The following is a 17,824-nucleotide window of genomic DNA, read 5'->3' on the forward strand; positions in this document are numbered from 1 at the left end:
GGGATGACCACCACTGCTCCCCGCCCGTCTCCCGACTCCCAGCGCCCGCGTCCCGCCCCCGTCGGCGACAGCGGCCCGGCCGAGGCACCGGAGGCGTCGGATGCCGTGATGGGCCTGGACATGGTGCTCGTCGACGGCGCCCGCGGCCCGCTGCGGCGGATGATCCCGCCGGCCCGGACCGTCGCCCGGCTGGGGGCCGCGCTGGCCCGCAAGCCCGACGTCGTGGCCCGCCGCTCCGGGGAGCTGGCGCGCGAGCTGGGCGGCATCGTCACCGGCCGCTCGGAGATCGCGCCCAACCCCAAGGACCGGCGGTTCGCCGACCCCGCGTGGGCGGGCAACCCGCTGCTCAAGCGGGCCATGCAGGCGCACATCGCCGCGGCCCAGACCGCGGCCGCGCTGGTCGAGGAGGCCGACCTCGACTGGCAGGACGACGAGCGCATCCGCTTCACCCTGACCAACGTCGTCGACGCCCTGGCGCCGAGCAACTCGCTGCTGAACCCGCTGCTGTGGAAGGCGGTCATCGACACCGGCGGCCGCAACGCGGTCAGCGGCGTGCGCCGGCTGGTCAGCGACCTCGCGTCCGCGCCGCGGGTGCCCTCGATGGTGGAGCCGGACGCCTTCACCGTGGGAGAGGACCTCGCCGTCACACCGGGCGCGGTGGTCCTGCGGACGCCGGTGTTCGAGCTGATCCAGTACCGGCCGACCACCGAGCGGGTGCGCAGCGTGCCGCTGGTGGTCGTGCCGCCGACGATCAACAAGTACTACGTCACCGACCTCGCGCCGGGCCGCAGCATCGTGGAGCACTACGTGTCCGCCGGCCAGCAGGTCTTCATGATCAGCTGGCGCAACCCCGACGAGCGGCACGCCGACTGGGGCCTGGACGCCTACGGGCAGGCCGTCCTCGACGCGATGGACGCCGCGGAGCGCATCACCGGCAGCGACCGGGTGGCCCTGCAGGGCTTCTGCTCCGGCGGCATCATCCAGGCGATGGTGCTCGCCCACCTCGCGGCCACCGGCGCGCAGGACCGGGTGGCCGCGTCGAGCTACGCCGTCACCGTCCTCGACTGGTCGCACGCCGGCACGATCGGCGCGCTGATGGACGAGGAGGCCGTCCGCGAGGCGACGGAGAAGTCGCGGCAGAAGGGTTACCTGGACGGCGCGACGCTGGCCGAGGTGTTCGCCTGGCTGCGGCCCAACGACCTGATCTGGAACTACTGGGTCAACAACTACCTGCAGGGCAAGCCGCCGCCGGCCTTCGACATCCTCTTCTGGAACGCCGACACGACCCGGATGGCCGCGGGCCTGCACCGCGACTTCATCGACGTCTCGATCGGCAACCTGCTGACGAAGCCGGGCGCGGCGACCATGCTGGGCTCGCCGGTGGACCTCTCGGCCATCGACGTCGACGCCTACGTCACCGCCGGCATCGCCGACCACCTGTGCCCCTGGCAGTCCTGCTACCGGACGACGCAGCTGCTCGGCGGGCGCAGCCGGTTCGTCCTGTCCACCGCCGGCCACATCGCCTCGCTGGTCAACCCGCCCAGCAACCCGAAGGCGTCCTTCCAGGTGGCCCCGGAGACCCCGGCCGACCCGGAGCAGTGGCTGGCCTCGGCGCAGAAGGAGAAGGGCTCCTGGTGGCCGGACTTCATGGCGTGGCTGGGCGAGCGGGCCGGCGACGAGGTCCCTGCCCCGACGTCGCTGGGTAGCGAGGAGCTGCCGCCGCTCACCGACGCACCGGGGACGTATGTCTTCGACAAGTGAGGAGCCGGGGGAACACGTCCCGCCGTCGCGCCGGACGTCCCGCGCGACGGCGGGCGGGGCGGGCACCGGTGAGGTCGTCCGCACGATGACCGTCTCCGGCCGCACCCTCCGGGTGTCGGTGCGCCGGGGGGACGGGTCGGCCCCGCCGCTGCTGCTGATGAACGGCATCGGGGCGAGCCTCGAGGTCCTGCAGCCGTTCGTCGACGCCCTCGACCCGCGGCGGACGGTGATCCGGTTCGACGTCCCCGGCGTCGGCGGCTCCCCGCGACCCGTCGTCCCGTACGTGCTGGCCACGTTCACCCCGGTGCTGGCCGGGATGCTCTGCGACCTCGGCCACGACGAGCCGGTCGACGTCCTGGGGCTCTCCTGGGGTGGAGGGCTGGCGCAGCACTTCGCCGTCCAGCACCGCCGGCGCTGCCGCCGGCTGGTGCTGGCGGCCACCGGCACCGGCAGCCTGATGGTGCCCGCGCACCCGCGCGTGCTGGCCCGGATGCTGACGCCGCGGCGGCACCGCGACGCCCGGTACGCCGAGGAGGTCGCCGCCATGCTCTACGGCGGCACGGTGCGCACCGACCCGGCGATGGCGGCCCGGGTGCTGCACTCGGCCAGCCGGCTGGGGCCGCGGCGCGGCTACTACTACCAGCTGGCGGCGAGCGCGTCGTGGAGCAGCCTGCCGTTCCTGCCGCTGATCCGGCAGCCGACGCTGGTGGTCGCCGGCGACGACGACCCGATCATCCCGGTGGTCAACGCCCGCATCCTGGCCCGCGGCATCCCCCGCGCCCGGCTGCACCTGTACTCCGGCGGGCACCTGGCGCTGATCACCGAGGCCGACGAGCTGGCGCCGGTGGTGGAGCGCTTCCTCGACGCGGACTGAGCCCGGTCACAGCCCGCAGGCGCGCCCGCCGTCGACGAACCCCCGGCGGAAGTGGTCGACCAGCTCGAACCCGGACAGCCCCGACTCCGGGACGACGGTGGGCTCGGTGGCGTACCGCAGCAGCACCACCGCGGCCTCGTCGACGTCGCCCGGGGAGATGGCCAGCGCCGGCTCGTCGACGTGGCCGAGGTGCACCTCCCGCACCAGCCAGCCCACGGCGCACACCGCGCCGGTGACCGCGGCCGCGTCGTCGACCGACAGCCCGCGCTGCCCGCGCACGGCCATGGCGTAGGGCAGGCCCAGCAGCGTCGTCACGGCGAAGTCGCCGACGTCCTCGTAGGCCGGCTCGAGCAGGTCCGCGGCGTCGTAGCGGACCGAGTCGTCCTCGGTGCAGTACTGCAGGTCCAGTTCCGCGCCCTCGCCGCTGCAGACCGTGCCCGAGCCGTCGGCGGCGCGGACGTCGGGGAGGTCGAGCCGCCCACCGAGCGGGCCGGTGCCGGGGAAGCCGCGGGTCAGCGCCTGGTCCCAGAAGGTCGCGAGCAGGTCGTCGGTGCCGGCCACGACGTCGCGGTAGGACAGGTCGCCGCCGGTGGCCTCCTCCTCGGCATCGAACTCCTCCTCGGTGTAGACCCGCGAGGCGTCGAAGGCGGCGCAGGCCGGCGGCCCCTCGGCGTACCCCTCCTGGAAGGCCGAGAGCTGGTCGAACAGCGAGCCGTGCGCGTCCTCGGCGTCCGGTGAGGAGCCGACGGCGTCCCCGAAGTACAGGTAGCCGAGCAGGTAGGGGTCGAGCTCCTTCGGGCGGGCGGAGAAGTGCGCGGAGCCGCCCTCCACCACCCACCGCGTCCAGCCGCCGGCGAAGCACTCGGCCTGGGTCTCGGCGACGATCGAGGACTGGTCGAGCCCCGCGCGGACCTGGACGGCGTGGCCGATCTCGTGCGCCATGATCTCGGCGACGACGAACGGTCCGTAGTCCTCGGCCAGCTCCGCCAGCCACGCGCGGTCGTACACGACGACGTCGTCGTCGCTGCAGTAGTAGGCGTTGCCCGCGAGGTCGGCGACGTCGTCGGAGAAGCACGCGCCGCCGGGCAGGTCGGCGGGGTCGGTCTCGGCCGGGTCGATCGACCAGAACCCGCCGTCGACCGGGCCGAACCGCCCGCCGTAGACCTCCGGGTAGGTCTGCTCCCAGTACGCGAGGACGTCGGCGAGGGCGTTGCGCGCGACCCGGTCGGTCTCGTCGCCCTCCTCGGCCAGGTGCACCCTCAGGTCGGCGTCGGTGGCGTCGGTGCGCGGGCCCCCGGGCGGGCCGGCGACCCCGGTCACCACGGTGGCGCAGCCGGACAGCACGAGGCCGGCGGCGAGGAGGACCCCCGCGGGGGTGCGGACGCGCACGGGGCCACCTCGGCTCGGGCGGACGGCTCGGGGACAGGAGGCTGCCGCGCCCCGCCGGCCCGGTCAACGGGGACGCTCCCGGGCGGCAGGACGGCGGGGCGGGGTCAGGACGCCGGGACGGCCCCCGCCATCGGGCGGATCAGCGCGCCGGCGGCCTCGGGCGGCAGCGGGCGGTGCAGCAGGTAGCCCTGGGCGAGGTCGCACCCCTGCGCGCGCAGCCGCTCGAGCTGGGCCGGCTCCTCGACGCCCTCGGCCACGACGTCGAGGCCGAAGGTGTGCGCCGCGCTGATGACCAGGCCCACGAGCTCCTGCTGGCCCGGGTCGGGCGAGGCCACGAAGCTGCGGTCGATCTTCAGCGTGTCCACCGGCATGTGCCGCAGCTGCCCGATCGAGGTGTAGCCGGTGCCGAAGTCGTCGATCGCGATGGCCACGCCCATCGCCCGCAGCTCCGACAGGTGGGTCATGGCGACCGGGTCGTCGACGAGGACGGTCTCGGTGACCTCCAGGACCAGCAGCCGCGGCGGCAGGCCGGAGGCGGCCAGCGCGTCGGCCACGTCGGCCACGACGCGCCGGTCGGTCAGGTGCCGGCCGGACACGTTGACCGCGACGGTCGGCTCGGCGGCGCCCGGCACGGCCGGCGCCCCCGCCCGCCAGGCGGCCAGCTGGCGGGTGGCCTCGTGCAGCACCCAGCGGTCGAGGTCGCAGACGAGGCTGGAGCTCTCGGCGACGGGGATGAACTCGTCGGGCGGGACGACGACGCCGTCCTGGCGCACCCAGCGCACCAGCGCCTCGAAGCCGCGCAGCCGCTGCTCGGCGACGTCGAGCACGGGCTGGTAGACCAGCCGCATCTCGCCGTTGGTGAGCGCCGCGGCGATCGCCGCCTCGGTCGCCGCGCGGGAGGCCAGCTGCTGGCGCAGGGCGTCGTCGAAGATCTCCGCCCGGCCGCGGCCGTGCCGCTTGGCGCGCTCGGCGGCGGTGCCGGCCTCGGCGAAGAGCGCGTCGGCGTCCGCGCCACCGTCGCGGCTGACCGCGACGCCGATGCTGGCGCCGACCTGCACCAGGCCACCGACGTCGACGGGCTCGCCGACGGCGGCGACGAGGCGCTCGGCGAGGTCCATGAGGTCGCGCTCGGTCTCGACCGGCTCGACCAGGACGACGAACTCGTCGCCGCCGAGGCGGCAGACGACGTCGCCGGCGCGGACCGCCGCCCTCATCCGGCGGGCCACCTCGCGCAGCACCGCGTCGCCGGCGGCGTGGCCGCGGCTGTCGTTGACCGCCTTGAACCCGTCGAGGTCGACGAACAGCAGGCCGGTCATCTCCCCCGAGCGGCGGGCGCGGTGCAGCGCGGAGGTCACCAGGGTCAGCGCCTGGGCGCGGTTGGGCAGCTCGGTGAGCGGGTCGTGGGTGGCCCGGTGGGCGAGGGCGAACTGCAGCTCCTCGCGCTGGCGCACCGAGGTCACGATCTGCTGGATGGAGGCGTGCACGACCTCACCCAGCGGGCCGGGCAGCGGCTGGTCGAGCAACGCGTCGTCGAGGTCGCCGCGGGCGACGGCCCGGGCCTGGTCCTGGATGCGGCGCAGACCGGCGACGGCGGCGCCGAGGGCGGCCGACACGGTGCGCACCTCCCGCGGTCCGCGCGCCTCGACCTCGACCAGCTCGCCCTCGCTGATCCGGGTGGCCTGGCCGGCGAGCAGCCCCAGCGACCGCGACACGGTCCGGCCGAGCCAGACGGCACCGACGGTCGACACCAGCAGCAGGCCGATGCCGAGCTCGATCGTCCGCCGCAGGACCGCGGCGGCGTCCTCGCGGTCCGCGGCGGCCAGCGCGAGGGCCTCGTCGACGGCGGTCCCGACGAGCTGGGCCAGCGCGGCGTCGCGGTCGCCGCTCCGGTAGAGCAGCTCGGTCAGGCGGCCGACGTCCGTGGTGAGGGCGGAGGGCGTGGTCGCGGGCGTGAGCAGCGCGTCGAGCCCGGTCATCAGCTCCGACTCCCGCAGCTGCACCCACGCGGCCCGCAGCGACTCCTGCGACAGCTCCTCCATCTGCCGCTGCGCGTCGGTGTAGGACAGCCACCCGGTCTCCCACGCCAGACGCGAGCCGATGAGGGCGGTGTCCGGGGCGAAGAGCGAGCCGAGGTACAGGGGCGTCTGCCGGCTGGCGTCCTGGGCGAGCGTGGCGATGGTCTCCACGTCCTGGACGGCGCGCGCCGTCCGGGCCGGCACGCCCTCGGAGACGGCGGCCGCGGCGGCGGCGCACTCGGCGGTCATCAGGTCGTTCGACACGTCGAGGTAGCCGAGGTAGAGCTGCTCGAGGCGCACCTGCCCCCGGTCGACGCCGGCCCGCAGCTCGGCCAGGTCGGCGCTCACGTGCTCGGCGACCGCGGCCCCGGACGAGCCGGCCGGCACGGCGGCCAGCGCCGCGTCGGTGACCGCCCGCGCCTGGACGGCCCCGTCGACCGCCAGGCCGCGGGCGCTCGCCAGCATCCACGGCGACACCCCCAGGGCGGTGGCGGCGGACGGGTCGTCGATCACGGCCACGGCGAGCGTCGGCAGGATCTCCTGCTCCGCGGCCGTCCGGACGGCGTCGAGCCGGGCGACGGCCCGCACGGCGGCCTCGGCGCGCCGCGCGCTGTCCACGTCGCCACTCGCGTGGACCGCGATCAGCGTCGTGAGGACGCCCACACCGATGAGCGGGACGGCCACCAGGGCGGCGAGGTAGCACCAGAGGGCGGTCCCCCGGTGCCGCGTGCGGTCGGTCGGCATCAGTGCCATGCCTCGTCCTTCGGCAGGATTGCGGACGGACTCGACCCGCTCCCCCGCTGAAGGGTGAGGCGGACCGGCCCGTGATCGTGACCTCGTACGGCGCGCCGGCCCCGTGGCCGGTGGTTGCGACGGGCCGGGCTCAGCCGAGCGGGCGGACGACGCAGCCGCTCGCGGCGCCGCCGAGGAACGCGACGTCGAAGCCGCGCACACAGAGGACGTCGGCGAGCGCGGCGTTCAGCACCTGCTGGACGTCGACGTCCACGTCGGCACCGTGCACCTGGTCGGCGCTCATCCGGTCGTGCTGGCGCCAGCCGACGACGACGCCGTCGAGACCGGGCTCGGCGCTCAGGCAGACACCGCCGAGCGCGCCGCCGGGGCCGGTGGCGTCCCACAGCGGCAGGCCGCTCTCGGCGAGCACGGCGGTGACGTCGACGAGCAGGGTGACCAGCGGGTCGTCGTCGGCCAGGTCGGCGTCCCAGTCCCCGGGCAGCCGGTCGAGCTGCTCGCCGAGGTGCGCCAGCCAGGCGGAGTCCTGCGCCGACATCCGCCGGACCACCGTGCCGTCGGCGCGCAGGGTGCCGTGGAGGGCGCGGACGGACCCGTCGAGCCCGGCGGCCAGCCCGGTCCACACGGCGTCCGTCCGGCCGGCGAAGGGCCCGGCCACCGCGTGCTGCCCGGGCCGGTCCTCCGACCCGTCGACCAGCCACCACGCCGTCGTCCCGTTCCCGCCGGCGATCCGCCGTCCGGCCGGGTGGGCGGCCAGACCCACCGCGGTCCGGCCCGCGGGACGGCCCTGGGTCCCGCCCGCCGACGGGACCGCCGCGGCGCCGGGGCCCGCCGGGCCCGCGGGCCCGGCCGGCACGGTGGTTCCGGCCCCGGCCCCGGTCCCGGTCCCGGTCCCGGGCCGGTGGTCGGCGGCGGGCGGCCGCTGCTGCCGCACGGCGTTGCGCTCGAACTCGTAGCGGGCCGTCGAGCTGCGGCCCAGGACCACGACCAGCCCGGCCAGCGCGAGGAACCCCACGACGGCGACCACCGGCCACACGATCAGCTCGGCGCTGCCCGCCGGGACCGGCGGGGTCACCACGCGCACCAGGAGCGCTGCGGGCCGGCACCCCAGTCGGCCGCCCGGTGGAGCCAGCCGCGCACCCGCGCGAGCAGGTCGGCGGGGCGCCGGCCGGAGGGCGCCGGCGCGTCGTCCGAGGGGTCGACGGCGAGCATGTCGAGCAGGGCGGCCAGACCGAGGTCGTCCTCGGCGGAGGGGGCGGTGCCCGTGGGCGGCCGGTGTGCCACGGGTGCTGCGGACGCACTCACGGCGGTCAGGCGGCGCGGCGGACGACGGAGCCGCTGGCGTCGCCGCCGAGGTCGTCGACCTCGAAGCCGCGCAGCCACAGCACGTCGGCCAGGGCGCTGTTGACCACCTGCTGCACCGCGGTGTCGGTGTCGGCGCCGTGCAGCTGCTCGACGCTCATCCGGTCGTGCTGGCGCCATCCGACGACGACGCCGTCGAGACCGGGCTCGGCGCTCAGGCAGACACCGCCGAGCGCACCGCCGGCGCCGGTGGCGTCCCACAGCGGCAGGCCGGCCTCGGCCAGCACGGCGGCGACCTCGACCAGCAGGGTCGCCAGCGGGTCGTCGTCGGCCAGGTCGGCGTCCCAGTCCCCCGGCAGCCGGTCGAGCTGGTCGCCGAGGTGGGTGAGCCACGCCAGCTCCTGCGGCGAGGGGCGGCGGTGCAGCCCGCCGTCGGGGTGCCGGACGCCGTACACGGCCCGCACCGGCTCGTCGTCCTCCCCGCGCTCCGCGGCGGCCCAGCCGGCGCCGGTGCGGTCGTCGTAGGGGCCGGCGACGAGGCGGTCGGGGCCGTCCTGGCCCTCGACGACCAGCCACCAACCCAGGCGTGCCTCGCTGTCGAGGCGCAGTCCAGTACTGCGGAGGTCCACGTGATCCACCGTTCATCCCGTCCATGGGGCCGCCGCAGGGGAAGTGCGACGGCGTCCGCAGCTGCCGGTGAGGGCGGCGCGGACAGGGGAAGTGTGGGGTCCCGCGGCATCCGGGGGACGCGTGGCGAGGCACGCTGGGACGCGGCGTTCCCGGATCGTTGTCGATCCGTTCCACCGGTTCGGCGACCCGGCTCCGGGGGCGCCCACATGTCGACCGGAGCACGCGGGGACGAGCGTGGGGACCGGCCCGGGGAGGTCGGTGACCTCGGACGACACCCGCGGGGACGGCGCGCCCCGCCACCCGGACATCGACCTCCGTCACATCGACGTTCGTCTGTACGCTGTCCCCACCCGCGCTCGCGCGAGAGGCGGGACGACGACGGGAGGGACGGCGACGTGAGCGAGCCGGGCTTCGCCTGCTGCACCCCGCTGACCGGTACCGCGATGAGCGCCGAGCAGGCCGAGCAGGTGGCACCGCTGCTCAAGGCCCTGGCCGACCCGGTGCGGCTGCGCCTGGTCAGCCTCATCGCGGCCACCGAGAGCGGCGAGGCGTGCGTCTGCGACCTCAACGCCGCGTTCGACCTGACGCAGGCGACGGTCAGCCACCACCTCAAGGTGCTGCACTCGGCCGGGGTGCTGCGGCGCGAGAAGCGCGGCGTGTGGGCCTACTACGCCCTCCGCCCGGAGGCGCTGTCGGCCGTGGCCACGCTCTTCGGCTCCCCCGCCCTCGCGGGGACGGGCGCGTGAGCGACGTCGTCGGCGAGACCGCCCGCGCCGGCACCGAGGCGCCGGTCCTGCAGCGGCTGTCGACCCTCGACCGGCTGCTGCCGGTGTGGATCGTGGCCGCGATGGTCACCGGGCTGCTGCTCGGCCGGCTCGTCCCGGGACTGGACGACGCTGTCGGCGGTCGAGGTCGGCGGCGTGAGCCTGCCGATCGCCGTCGGACTGCTGCTGATGATGTACCCGGTGCTGGCCGAGGTGCGGTACTCCGAGCTCGACCGGGTGACCGGCGGCTGCTGGTGGCCAGCCTGGTGCTCAACTGGCTGGTGGGGCCCGCCGTCATGTTCGCGCTGGCCTGGCTGCTGCTGCCCGACCTGCCCGAGTACCGCACCGGCCTGGTGGTCGTGGGGCTGGCCCGCTGCATCGCCATGGTGCTGATCTGGAACGACCTGTCCTGCGGCGACCGCGAGGCCGCGGCCGTCCCGGTCGCGGTCAACTCGGTGTTCCAGATCGTGGCCTTCGGCGCGCTGGGCTGGTTCTACCTGCAACTGCTGCCCGGCTGGCTCGGCCTGCCGACGACGTCGGCGGAGTTCAGCGTGTGGGCCATCGTCGGGTCGGTGCTGGTCTTCCTCGGCATCCCGCTGCTCGCCGGGTTCCTCACCCGGACGCTGGGCGAGCGGGCCCGCGGCCGCACCTGGTACGAGGACCGGTTCCTGCCGCGGGTCGGACCGGTCGCCCTCCACGGGCTGCTGTTCACGATAGTCGTGCTCTTCGAGCTGGCGATCGCCGTCGCCATCGGCACCTTCGGCGTGACCTCCGGGCAGGCCCTGGCCGGCGTGGTCGGGCCGCTCATCGAGGTGCCGGTGCTCGTCGCCCTCGTGTACGTCTCGCTGTGGGCCACCCGGTGGTTCCCCGGTGACCCGACCGTCCCCACTGCCCTCCGGAGCGCCCGATGACCCGGCCCAGCGTCCTGTTCGTGTGCGTCCACAACGCCGGCCGGTCCCAGATGGCCGCCGGCTGGCTGCGCACCCTCGCCGGCGACGCCGTCGAGGTCCGCTCGGCCGGCTCGCTGCCGGGCGACCGGGTCAACCCCGCCGCGGTCGAGGCCATGGCCGAGGTCGGCATCGACCTCACCGGCCAGCAGCCGAAGGTGCTCACGACGGAGGCGGTCGAGGCCTCCGACGTCGTCATCACCATGGGCTGCGGCGACGCCTGCCCGGTCTTCCCGGGGAAGCGCTACCTCGACTGGGCGCTCGAGGACCCGGCCGGCAGGGGCGTCGACGCCGTCCGGCCGATCCGGGACGAGATCGAGCGCCGCGTCCGCGGGCTGCTGGCCGAGCTGGGCGTGCCGGCGTCGTCGGGGTCGCGCCCCGGCCGGTGACCGCGACGCAGGAGGCGTCTGCCCGTCAGGCCCGGCGCGCCGGTCGTGCCGACGGCCCGGCGGGCGCACGCGAGGGCACCCCGGGGGACGGGAAGGACCGGTCACCGAAGAGGACCCGGCGGGCGGCGGCCTGCCCGAGCGGGGTGCGGAGCAGGGCGAAGGCCGCCGTCGCGACGGCGGGCGTGCGCACCTGGGCCAGCCCGTGGCGCAGCAGCAGCCTGCCCCGGAAGCGGGTCCGGAGTGCGGCTCCGTCGTAGGCGGCCAGCGCGTCCGGCCGCCCCGTTCGGAGGGCCTCGTCGAGGACGGCGGCCGCGTGCACCGACAGCCGCAGGCACGGATCGAGGCCGCCGGCGGTGAGCGGGGACACCGCACCCGCGGCGTCCCCCACGAGGAGCCCGTCGGCGCAGCCGATCCGGCGCAGCAGGCCGCCGACGGGGATGGGGCCGCCGCGCCGCTCGACCTCTGCGGGGCGCTCGACGCCGGCCAGTCCGGGCGCCGAGGCGCCGAACCGCTCCAGCGCCCGGCGGAGCCCGTCGGGGAACCGGTGGGCGTACCCGGCGACGCCGACGTGGGCGTGCCGCCCGTCGTCCACCACCCACGCCAGGTAGCCCGGGGCGAGCGAGGGGTCGAGCACGCAGTGGAACGTCGGGGGTCCCTGACCGCGGGGGACCTCGAAGACCTCCTCGGCTCCGATGAGCAGGTGGGTGTTGCGGTCCAGACCGAGATCGCGGGCGACCCGCGAGCGGGCGCCGTCGGCGCCGACGACGAAGCGGGCCCGCACCCGGGTCGATCCCTCCCGGCCGACGAGCAGGGAGCTGCCGCGGCGCCGGCCGGCGTAGCGGGTGCCCAGCGCGATCCGCACGCCGGCGTCGACCGCGGCAGCGGCCGCTGCGGCGTAGAGCGGCGCCATGTCGCCCACCCGGAACTCGTCGCGCCCACTGGTCAGCTGCACCGGGCGACGCAGCCCCGGCGGGTGGAGCACCACCCGCCGGATCGGCGGGCCGAGGTGCTCGGGTGGGACGGCGAAGTCGTCGAGCGTCCTCCGGACGAAGATCCCCGTGGTACGGATCGCGCCGGTGAGGCCAGGGCGCCGGTCGACCAGCAGGACGTCGTGTCCGCGTCCGGCGAGCAGCGTGGCGGTGTGCAGGCCGGCCAGCCCGGCCCCGACGACCAGGACGTCGACGGCCTCGGGGACGCGCCCGCCGCTCACCTGCGGGCCTCGTGCGGGGCCTGCGGCGCCTCGCGCTCGTCCGGCACCCACTCGAGCAGGTCACCGGGCTGGCAGCCGAGCACGCGGCACATGGCCTCCAGGGTGCTGAAGCGGACGGCCTTGGCCCGGCCGTTCTTCAGCACGGCCACGTTGGCCGGCGTGAGCCCCACGCGCTCGGCGAACTCCCCCACGCTCATCTTGCGCCGGGCCAGTTCGACGTCGATGCGGACGACGATGGGCATCAGATGACCGCCTCCATGTCGGCCTGCAGCGTCGTCGCCCGCCGCAGCAGCCCGCGCATGACCACCACGAGCAGTCCCACCGCGGCCACGACCAGCAGCAGCACCAGCAGCAGCGCCGGCACCCCGGCGGGGACCCGGCCGACGACGGTGTAGACCAGCGCGCCCGAGAGCAGCAGCCCGGCGACGACGATCGCCCGCAGGATCGCGTCCACCCAGACCGACGACTCCGCACGGAAGATGCGGTCGTCCTCGACCATGGCCAGCAGTCGCCAGGTACAGGCGACCACCACCTGGGCGCACACCAGTTCCAGCACGCCGAAGGTCAGCAGCGGCCACCGCAGGGTGGCCAGCTCCGGCGACTGCTCGGCCAGGTACCGCAGCGCCGCGGGCAGGACGCCGACCTGAGCGGCCACCAGCGCGGCGAACAGCAGGGCGAGCAGGATCCGGAGCGGGAGCAGCACCCGGCGCATCGACGGCATGCATCGAATCTCGCCGTCTACCTATCGACTGTCAACAGGGGCTCGCCCGCCGTCGCGGGACCAGGTCGGCACCGGGCGGCGCACGGACGCGGCCGGCACGGCACGATCGGGGACCCGACCCGAGAGGACGTCCGCGATGACCACCCCCGACCTCGCCACGCTGGAGGCCGAGCGCGCCCGCATCCGCGAGGTGCACCTGAGGCCCGCCGGCGAGCGGCCGGCGTCCACCGCCCGCGGCCTGCACCACACCGCGCTCATCAGCAGCGACGTCGAGCGGACGGTGCGCTTCTACCAGGACGTGCTGGGCTTCCCGTTGACCGAGCTGATCGAGAACCGCGACTACCCCGGCTCCTCGCACTTCTTCTTCGACATCGGCAACGGCAACCTCGTCGCCTTCTTCGACTTCCCCGGCCTGGACGTCGGTCCCTACGCCGAGGTGCTCGGCGGGCTGCACCACATGGCGATCAGCGTCGAGCCCGACCGGTGGGCCGACCTGGTGCAGCGGCTCACCGACGCGGGGATCCCGCACGAGGTGCACAGTGGCGTCTCGGTGTACTTCCGCGACCCCGACGGCGCCCGCATCGAGCTCATCGCCGACCCGCTCGGCGAGATGTACGGCCACCAGGTCCTCTGACGCCGGTCGCCGGCCGGCACACCGTCGCGCTCGGCCGGGGACCGGGTCCCGCACCGGGCGGGACGGCGGACGCCCACCGCGGACCCCGCGGACGACACCTCGCGGCCATGTGGACGGTGTGTCACACCCCCTCCGCACCACCCGCCGACCCGGCCGCGCCGCCGTCCCGCGTGACGCACCCCGAACGCCCCGGAGCCCTCCCATGCCGTCCGTGTCACCTGCCGCTGTCGACCCTCACCTGCGCCGCGCACGCGCCGCGGTGTCCGTGGTGTTCTTCGTCAACGCGGTGCTCTACGCCAACCTCGTGCCGCGCCTGCCGGACATCAAGGACAGCCTGGAGCTGAGCAACACCGCGCTCGGCAGCGCGATCGCCGCCATGCCGGTCGGAGCGCTCCTGGCCGGGCTGCTCGCTCCCGCGTTCATCCAGCGACTGGGGTCGGCGAGGGTCGCCGCGCTCGGACTGGTCGTCCTCGCCGTGGCCGTGGCCGGTGTGCCGCTGGCCGGCACCTGGGTCGTCCTCGCTCTGGTCATGCTCGTCGTCGGCGCGCTGGACGCGGTCGTGGACGTCGCGCAGAACGCGCACGGGTTCCGGGTGCAGCGGGCCTACGGCCGCTCGATCGTCAACGCCTTCCACGGCCTGTGGAGCATCGGCGCGGTCGTGGGCGGGCTCCTCGGGTCCGCCGCGGCGGGGCTGTCGGTGCCGCTGGCCGTGCACCTCAGCGCCTCGGCTGCCGTCTTCGGCGTCGCTGCCCTCGTCGCCTACCGCTTCCTGCTCCGGGGGCCGGAGGACGCCGAACGCGCTCCGGCCGACGCCGCCGGGCAGGCGTCCGCCGGCGGACGCCGACGCCTCGGCCACCTGCCCGGCCACACCGTGCTGCTGCTGGCCGCGCTGGGCGCCCTGGCCGCGTGCGGCGCGTTCGTCGAGGACGCCGGCTCGTCCTGGGGCGCGCTCTACCTGCGCGGGGAGGTCGGCGCCGGTGCCGCCGTGGGCGGTCTCGCCTTCGTCGCGCTGCAGGTGGCGATGACCGTCGGCCGGCTCACCGGGGACCGGGTGGTGGACCGGTTCGGGCAGCGCCGCGTCGCGCGCCTCGGCGGGGCCGCCATCGCGCTCGGCATGGGCCTCGCCCTCGCGGTCCCGTCGGTCGGCACCACGCTGGCCGGCTTCGCGCTGGCCGGGCTCGGCGTCGCGACGCTCGTCCCCGCGGTGATGCACACCGCCGACGAGCTGCCCGGACTGCCGCACGGCGTCGGCCTCACCGTCGTCAGCTGGCTGCTGCGCGTCGGGTTCCTCGTCTCCCCGGCCGTCGTCGGGCTGGTCGCGGACGCGACCAGCCTGCGGGTGGCGCTGGTCAGCGTCGTGCTCGCCGGGCTCGGCGTCCTGCTGCTCGGACGGGTCCTCGTCAGCGCGCCCCCGCCGACGCCCGAGGGCAGCACGGCCACCGTGACCGCCCCGGGCACCCCGGCGACGGGCCCGGCGACGACGCGGCCGTGACCTCGACCGACCCGACGACGAGGAGGTGGGCCGCGTGCCCATGACGCTGCCGCCCGGCGAGCCGGAGGCCGGGCCCTGGCGTCGCGTGCCGCTGACCGCGCTGCTGGAGCTGGTCCTCACAGCGGCGGGTGACCCGCGCGGGCGGCCCCGCGTCATCGCCGTCGACGACCGCGGCGCCGCGGGCAAGTCGACGCTCGCGGCCCGCCTCTGCGCACTGGCCCCCGCGTCCGCGGTGGTCCACACCGACGACCTGGCCTGGCACGAGCCGCTGTTCGCGTGGGGCCACCTCCTGGCCGACGACGTGCTCCGCCCGCTGCACGAGGGTCGGACCCTGTCCTACCGGCCACCGCAGTGGGAGCGGCGCGGGCGGGACGGGGTCATCGCCGTCCCCGCGGGGTCGGACGTCGTCATCGTCGAGGGGACCGGCGCGAGCCACCGCGAGCACGGGGACCTGATCGACGCCACCGTGTGGGTGCCGTCGGACTCCGCCGAGGCGGAGCAGCGCGGCATCGCCCGCGACGTCGCCGCCGGCGAGAACGGCGACCCCGACCGGGCCGCCGCGTTCTGGCACGAGTGGATGCGCGAGGAGCTCGCCTTCCTCGCCCGTCAGCGACCGTGGCGGCGGGCCTGCGTCGTGGTCAACGGCACGCCCCGTGGGCGGCTCGGCACCGACCACGTCGAGATCGCGCCTCCCCCGACTGCTGCTGCTGGTGACGAGGCCGGACACGGCGTGCGGCGGGAGGCCGGTGGCACCGGCGCGCCGTGACACGATCTGGCAGGTGACCAGCAGGCCCGCCGCGGCGCAGCACCTGCGCGACCTCGCCCGGCTGCGCCGCGTCCGCGACCGGATCGACCGCGAGTACGCCCAGCCGCTGGACGTCGAGGCGCTCGCGCGGGGCGCGCACGTGTCGGCGGGGCACCTCAGCCGCGCGTTCCGGCTCGCCTACGGCGAGTCGCCGTACTCCTACGTGATGACGCGGCGCATCGAGCGGGCGATGACCCTGCTGCGTCGTGGCGACCTCAGCGTCACCGAGATCTGCTTCGCGGTGGGCTGCTCGTCCCTGGGCACCTTCAGCACCCGCTTCACCGAGCTGGTCGGCGTGCCGCCCGGCACCTACCGGCGCCTCGCGGCGGGGGCGACGGCGGGGATGCCGCCGTGCGTGGCCAAGCAGGTGACCAGACCGGTCAGGAATCGAGAAGCCCGGGCCGCCGGGTCGTCCCTAGCGTGACCGCCATGGACCTCACCATCCACTCCACCTTCCTCCCGCACGACGACCCGGACGCCGCCCTGGCCTTCTACCGCGACGTCCTCGGGTTCGAGCTCCGACTGGACGTGGGCTACGAGGGGATGCGCTGGCTCACGGTCGGCCCTCCCGACCAGCCCGGCACCTCGATCGTCCTGCACCCTCCGGGGGCCGACCCCGGCATCACCGACGACGAGCGCCGCGTCATCTCCGAGATGATGGCCAAGGGCACCTACGCGAGCATCCTGCTGGGCACCAAGGACCTCGACGGCGTCTTCCAGCACCTGCAGGCCAGCGGCGCCGAGATCGTCCAGGAGCCGACCGAGCAGCCGTACGGGATCCGCGACTGCGCCCTCCGCGACCCCGCCGGCAACATGATCCGCATCAACGAGCTGCGCTGACCCGTCCGGTACCGGGCGCGGACGCCGTCGAGGCGGTCGGCGGACGCCGGGGCGCTCAGCCGGGCTCGGGCGCACCACCCCGTCCGCGGCCTCGGCCCCCTCACGGCCGGGGCGGAAGGGCACCGCGCTCACCGTCCGCACTTCCGCCGGCTGCCTGCCGTCCGAGGACTCCGGACCCCGCCTCCGCGGCCGCCCACCGTCCGTCCGAACAGAACACGCCCCTCGAACCAGTGACGCCCCAGCGGCGAGGCCGCCCGTGACGGACTCGTGACGCCCACGCACGACACTCCATGCGAGTTCGACGGTGTGGGTGGCGGCTAGGTGCACGACCGGATCGTCGTGCCGGGAGGTCGGTCATGGCGGACGTGCGGAGCGGGTTCCGTTCGGAGGGACCCGGTGATCCCCCGCTCGGCTCCCCGGGCCGACCGATGTCGGGCGCGCCCGCGATGCAGGAGGGCGCCGTCGACACCCGCCCGCCAGCGGCTCCACGGGACCGTGGAGGTGCCTGGTGGCTCGCCTCCGGCGCGGGCTTCGCGGCCCTGGTCGGCGTGATGACACTGCCGCCTCTCATGGCCGTCCTCGTGACGGCGGGCGCGGCGCTCCTCGCTCTCGGCGCGCTCGGGATCGCACTGACGCGGGGCAGCCTGGGCATCGGGCACGCGGTCGCGGGACTCGTCACGGCCGTCGTCGGCCTGCTGCTCGTCGCGACGTCCGCTGCTCTTCCACGCCTCGGGATCGACGCCGAGATCCTCGGGGATGACGGAGGGGACCTCGGTCCCGTCCTGCCGTGGAGCGAGCCCACCGTCGAGCCGATCCCGAGCCCCGCCCCCGTCGGGGAGCCGGTCGCACTCCGCCCGGCCGACGTGCAGGCATCCGCCACCGCCGATCCGAGCCGCGACGGCGCCGGTGACCTCGTCACGTTCGTCCCGTGGAACGTCGCGGACGGTGACCCGGAGACGACCTGGCGGGTCCCGGGCGATGGTGTGGGTCAGTACCTGGAACTGACCTTCGACGTCCCGGTGTACGTCGACTCCATAGCGGTCGTCCCGGGGTATGCGAAGGTCGACCCGACCGATGGCACCGACCGCTTCCGGCAGAACCGGCGGGTCTCCTCGGCGGTCTTCCACTTCTCGGGCGGCGAGGAACTGCAGGTCTCCTACGCCGACGCCCCGCAGTGGCAGACGGTGACCGCGCGGGTGGCGACAGAACAGGTGGTCATGGAGATCACCTCGACGACCTCGGGCGAGCGGGATTTCACCGCTGTCGCGGACGTCGAGGTCACCGGCTGGGTGCTCGGGTGA

19 protein-coding genes are annotated in these 17,824 nt (G+C 75.6%); 11 read left to right on the top strand and 8 right to left on the bottom strand.

All coding sequences use genetic code 11. The annotated features are described in order from the left end of the window. Positions 1-3: 3 nt before the first annotated feature. Both ABQ292_RS10275 and phaZ read left to right on the top strand, forming a co-directional pair. On the top strand, positions 4-1,761 hold the full coding sequence (locus tag ABQ292_RS10275; RefSeq protein ID WP_369205907.1) for a PHA/PHB synthase family protein: 1,758 nt from the start codon (positions 4-6) through the stop codon (positions 1,759-1,761). 85 nt (positions 1,762-1,846) lie between these two features. Continuing rightward, the gene (gene phaZ / locus ABQ292_RS10280) at positions 1,847-2,635 is read left to right on the top strand and encodes a poly(3-hydroxyalkanoate) depolymerase (protein ID WP_369205909.1); all 789 of its coding nucleotides are present in this window, start codon (positions 1,847-1,849) and stop codon (positions 2,633-2,635) included. A gap of 6 nt (positions 2,636-2,641) precedes the next feature. On the opposite strand, the gene ABQ292_RS10285 is transcribed toward phaZ, so the two are convergent. The 5 genes from ABQ292_RS10285 to ABQ292_RS10305 form a co-directional block, all read right to left on the bottom strand. Further along, on the bottom strand, positions 2,642-4,024 hold the full coding sequence (locus ABQ292_RS10285) for a neutral zinc metallopeptidase (protein ID WP_369205911.1): 1,383 nt from the start codon (positions 4,022-4,024) through the stop codon (positions 2,642-2,644). A 104-nt stretch (positions 4,025-4,128) separates the two neighbouring features. Then, positions 4,129-6,792 (bottom strand): putative bifunctional diguanylate cyclase/phosphodiesterase, encoded by a 2,664-nt coding sequence (locus tag ABQ292_RS10290; protein ID WP_369205913.1) that lies wholly within the window; start codon positions 6,790-6,792, stop codon positions 4,129-4,131. Between the two features lie 130 nt (positions 6,793-6,922). Beyond that, on the bottom strand, positions 6,923-7,864 hold the full coding sequence (locus ABQ292_RS10295; protein ID WP_369205915.1) for a hypothetical protein: 942 nt from the start codon (positions 7,862-7,864) through the stop codon (positions 6,923-6,925). After that, positions 7,861-8,073 carry a hypothetical protein gene (locus tag ABQ292_RS10300; protein ID WP_369205917.1) on the bottom strand — a complete coding sequence of 71 codons (213 nt, stop codon included), beginning with the start codon at positions 8,071-8,073 and terminating at the stop codon, positions 7,861-7,863. The genes ABQ292_RS10295 and ABQ292_RS10300 overlap by 4 nt, the downstream gene beginning before the upstream one ends. Before the next feature lie 26 nt (positions 8,074-8,099). After that, a complete protein-coding gene (locus ABQ292_RS10305) occupies positions 8,100-8,729 on the bottom strand; it encodes a hypothetical protein (RefSeq protein WP_369205919.1) in 630 nt (209 codons plus the stop codon). 387 nt (positions 8,730-9,116) lie between these two features. Here ABQ292_RS10305 and ABQ292_RS10310 point away from each other — a divergent pair, with 387 nt between their 5' ends. Genes ABQ292_RS10310 through ABQ292_RS10320 form a run of 3 tightly spaced genes read left to right on the top strand, consistent with a single transcriptional unit; the run spans position 9,117 to position 10,821 of the window. After that, positions 9,117-9,467, top strand: coding sequence for a metalloregulator ArsR/SmtB family transcription factor (locus ABQ292_RS10310; RefSeq protein WP_369205921.1), 351 nt, complete (start codon positions 9,117-9,119; stop codon positions 9,465-9,467). Beyond that, entirely contained in the window at positions 9,464-10,396 is a 933-nt protein-coding gene (locus tag ABQ292_RS10315; RefSeq protein ID WP_438940580.1) for an arsenic resistance protein, read from the top strand. Before ABQ292_RS10310 ends, ABQ292_RS10315 begins: the two co-directional genes overlap by 4 nt. Further along, positions 10,393-10,821, top strand: a complete 429-nt coding sequence (locus ABQ292_RS10320) for an arsenate reductase ArsC (protein ID WP_369205923.1) — start codon at positions 10,393-10,395, stop codon at positions 10,819-10,821. Before ABQ292_RS10315 ends, ABQ292_RS10320 begins: the two co-directional genes overlap by 4 nt. Positions 10,822-10,846: 25 nt before the next feature. On the opposite strand, the gene ABQ292_RS10325 is transcribed toward ABQ292_RS10320, so the two are convergent. Genes ABQ292_RS10325 through ABQ292_RS10335 form a run of 3 tightly spaced genes read right to left on the bottom strand, consistent with a single transcriptional unit; the run spans position 10,847 to position 12,752 of the window. Next, positions 10,847-12,031, bottom strand: a complete 1,185-nt coding sequence (locus tag ABQ292_RS10325; RefSeq protein ID WP_369205925.1) for an NAD(P)/FAD-dependent oxidoreductase — start codon at positions 12,029-12,031, stop codon at positions 10,847-10,849. After that, entirely contained in the window at positions 12,028-12,273 is a 246-nt protein-coding gene (locus tag ABQ292_RS10330) for a helix-turn-helix domain-containing protein (protein WP_369205927.1), read from the bottom strand. The genes ABQ292_RS10325 and ABQ292_RS10330 overlap by 4 nt, the downstream gene beginning before the upstream one ends. Further along, positions 12,273-12,752, bottom strand: coding sequence for a DUF2975 domain-containing protein (locus ABQ292_RS10335; protein ID WP_369205929.1), 480 nt, complete (start codon positions 12,750-12,752; stop codon positions 12,273-12,275). Before ABQ292_RS10335 ends, ABQ292_RS10330 begins: the two co-directional genes overlap by 1 nt. Positions 12,753-12,888: 136 nt before the next feature. Between ABQ292_RS10335 and ABQ292_RS10340 the strand changes: the two genes are divergently transcribed. The 6 genes from ABQ292_RS10340 to ABQ292_RS10365 all read left to right on the top strand — a co-directional run bounded on the left by ABQ292_RS10340 (position 12,889) and on the right by ABQ292_RS10365 (position 17,824). Then, entirely contained in the window at positions 12,889-13,386 is a 498-nt protein-coding gene (locus ABQ292_RS10340; RefSeq protein ID WP_369205931.1) for a VOC family protein, read from the top strand. A gap of 202 nt (positions 13,387-13,588) precedes the next feature. Further along, the gene (locus tag ABQ292_RS10345; RefSeq protein ID WP_369205933.1) at positions 13,589-14,878 is read left to right on the top strand and encodes an MFS transporter; all 1,290 of its coding nucleotides are present in this window, start codon (positions 13,589-13,591) and stop codon (positions 14,876-14,878) included. A gap of 34 nt (positions 14,879-14,912) precedes the next feature. Further along, positions 14,913-15,644 (top strand): uridine kinase family protein, encoded by a 732-nt coding sequence (locus tag ABQ292_RS10350; RefSeq protein ID WP_369205935.1) that lies wholly within the window; start codon positions 14,913-14,915, stop codon positions 15,642-15,644. Positions 15,645-15,657: 13 nt separating this feature from the next. After that, positions 15,658-16,107, top strand: a complete 450-nt coding sequence (locus ABQ292_RS10355; protein ID WP_369205937.1) for a helix-turn-helix transcriptional regulator — start codon at positions 15,658-15,660, stop codon at positions 16,105-16,107. A gap of 5 nt (positions 16,108-16,112) precedes the next feature. Further along, positions 16,113-16,523, top strand: a complete 411-nt coding sequence (locus tag ABQ292_RS10360; RefSeq protein ID WP_369205939.1) for a VOC family protein — start codon at positions 16,113-16,115, stop codon at positions 16,521-16,523. Positions 16,524-17,074: 551 nt separating this feature from the next. Continuing rightward, on the top strand, positions 17,075-17,824 hold the full coding sequence (locus ABQ292_RS10365) for an NADase-type glycan-binding domain-containing protein (RefSeq protein WP_369205941.1): 750 nt from the start codon (positions 17,075-17,077) through the stop codon (positions 17,822-17,824).

It is taken from the genome of Geodermatophilus maliterrae (genome assembly GCF_041018925.1).
Taxonomy (GTDB): domain Bacteria; phylum Actinomycetota; class Actinomycetes; order Mycobacteriales; family Geodermatophilaceae; genus Geodermatophilus; species Geodermatophilus maliterrae.

Bases quoted from the DNA above. Each gene is read 5' to 3' on its own strand.
- ABQ292_RS10340 (WP_369205931.1), top strand. From the start codon at position 12,889: ATGACCACCCCCGACCTCGCCACGCTGGAGGCCGAGCGCGCCCGCATC.
- ABQ292_RS10320 (WP_369205923.1), top strand. From the start codon at position 10,393: ATGACCCGGCCCAGCGTCCTGTTCGTGTGCGTCCACAACGCCGGCCGG.
- ABQ292_RS10360 (WP_369205939.1), top strand. From the start codon at position 16,113: ATGGACCTCACCATCCACTCCACCTTCCTCCCGCACGACGACCCGGAC.
- ABQ292_RS10345 (WP_369205933.1), top strand. From the start codon at position 13,589: ATGCCGTCCGTGTCACCTGCCGCTGTCGACCCTCACCTGCGCCGCGCA.
- ABQ292_RS10275 (WP_369205907.1), top strand. From the start codon at position 4: ATGACCACCACTGCTCCCCGCCCGTCTCCCGACTCCCAGCGCCCGCGT.
- ABQ292_RS10330 (WP_369205927.1), bottom strand. From the start codon at position 12,273: ATGCCCATCGTCGTCCGCATCGACGTCGAACTGGCCCGGCGCAAGATG.
- ABQ292_RS10335 (WP_369205929.1), bottom strand. From the start codon at position 12,752: ATGCCGTCGATGCGCCGGGTGCTGCTCCCGCTCCGGATCCTGCTCGCC.
- ABQ292_RS10365 (WP_369205941.1), top strand. From the start codon at position 17,075: ATGACACTGCCGCCTCTCATGGCCGTCCTCGTGACGGCGGGCGCGGCG.
- ABQ292_RS10290 (WP_369205913.1), bottom strand. From the start codon at position 6,792: ATGGCACTGATGCCGACCGACCGCACGCGGCACCGGGGGACCGCCCTC.
- phaZ (WP_369205909.1), top strand. From the start codon at position 1,847: ATGACCGTCTCCGGCCGCACCCTCCGGGTGTCGGTGCGCCGGGGGGAC.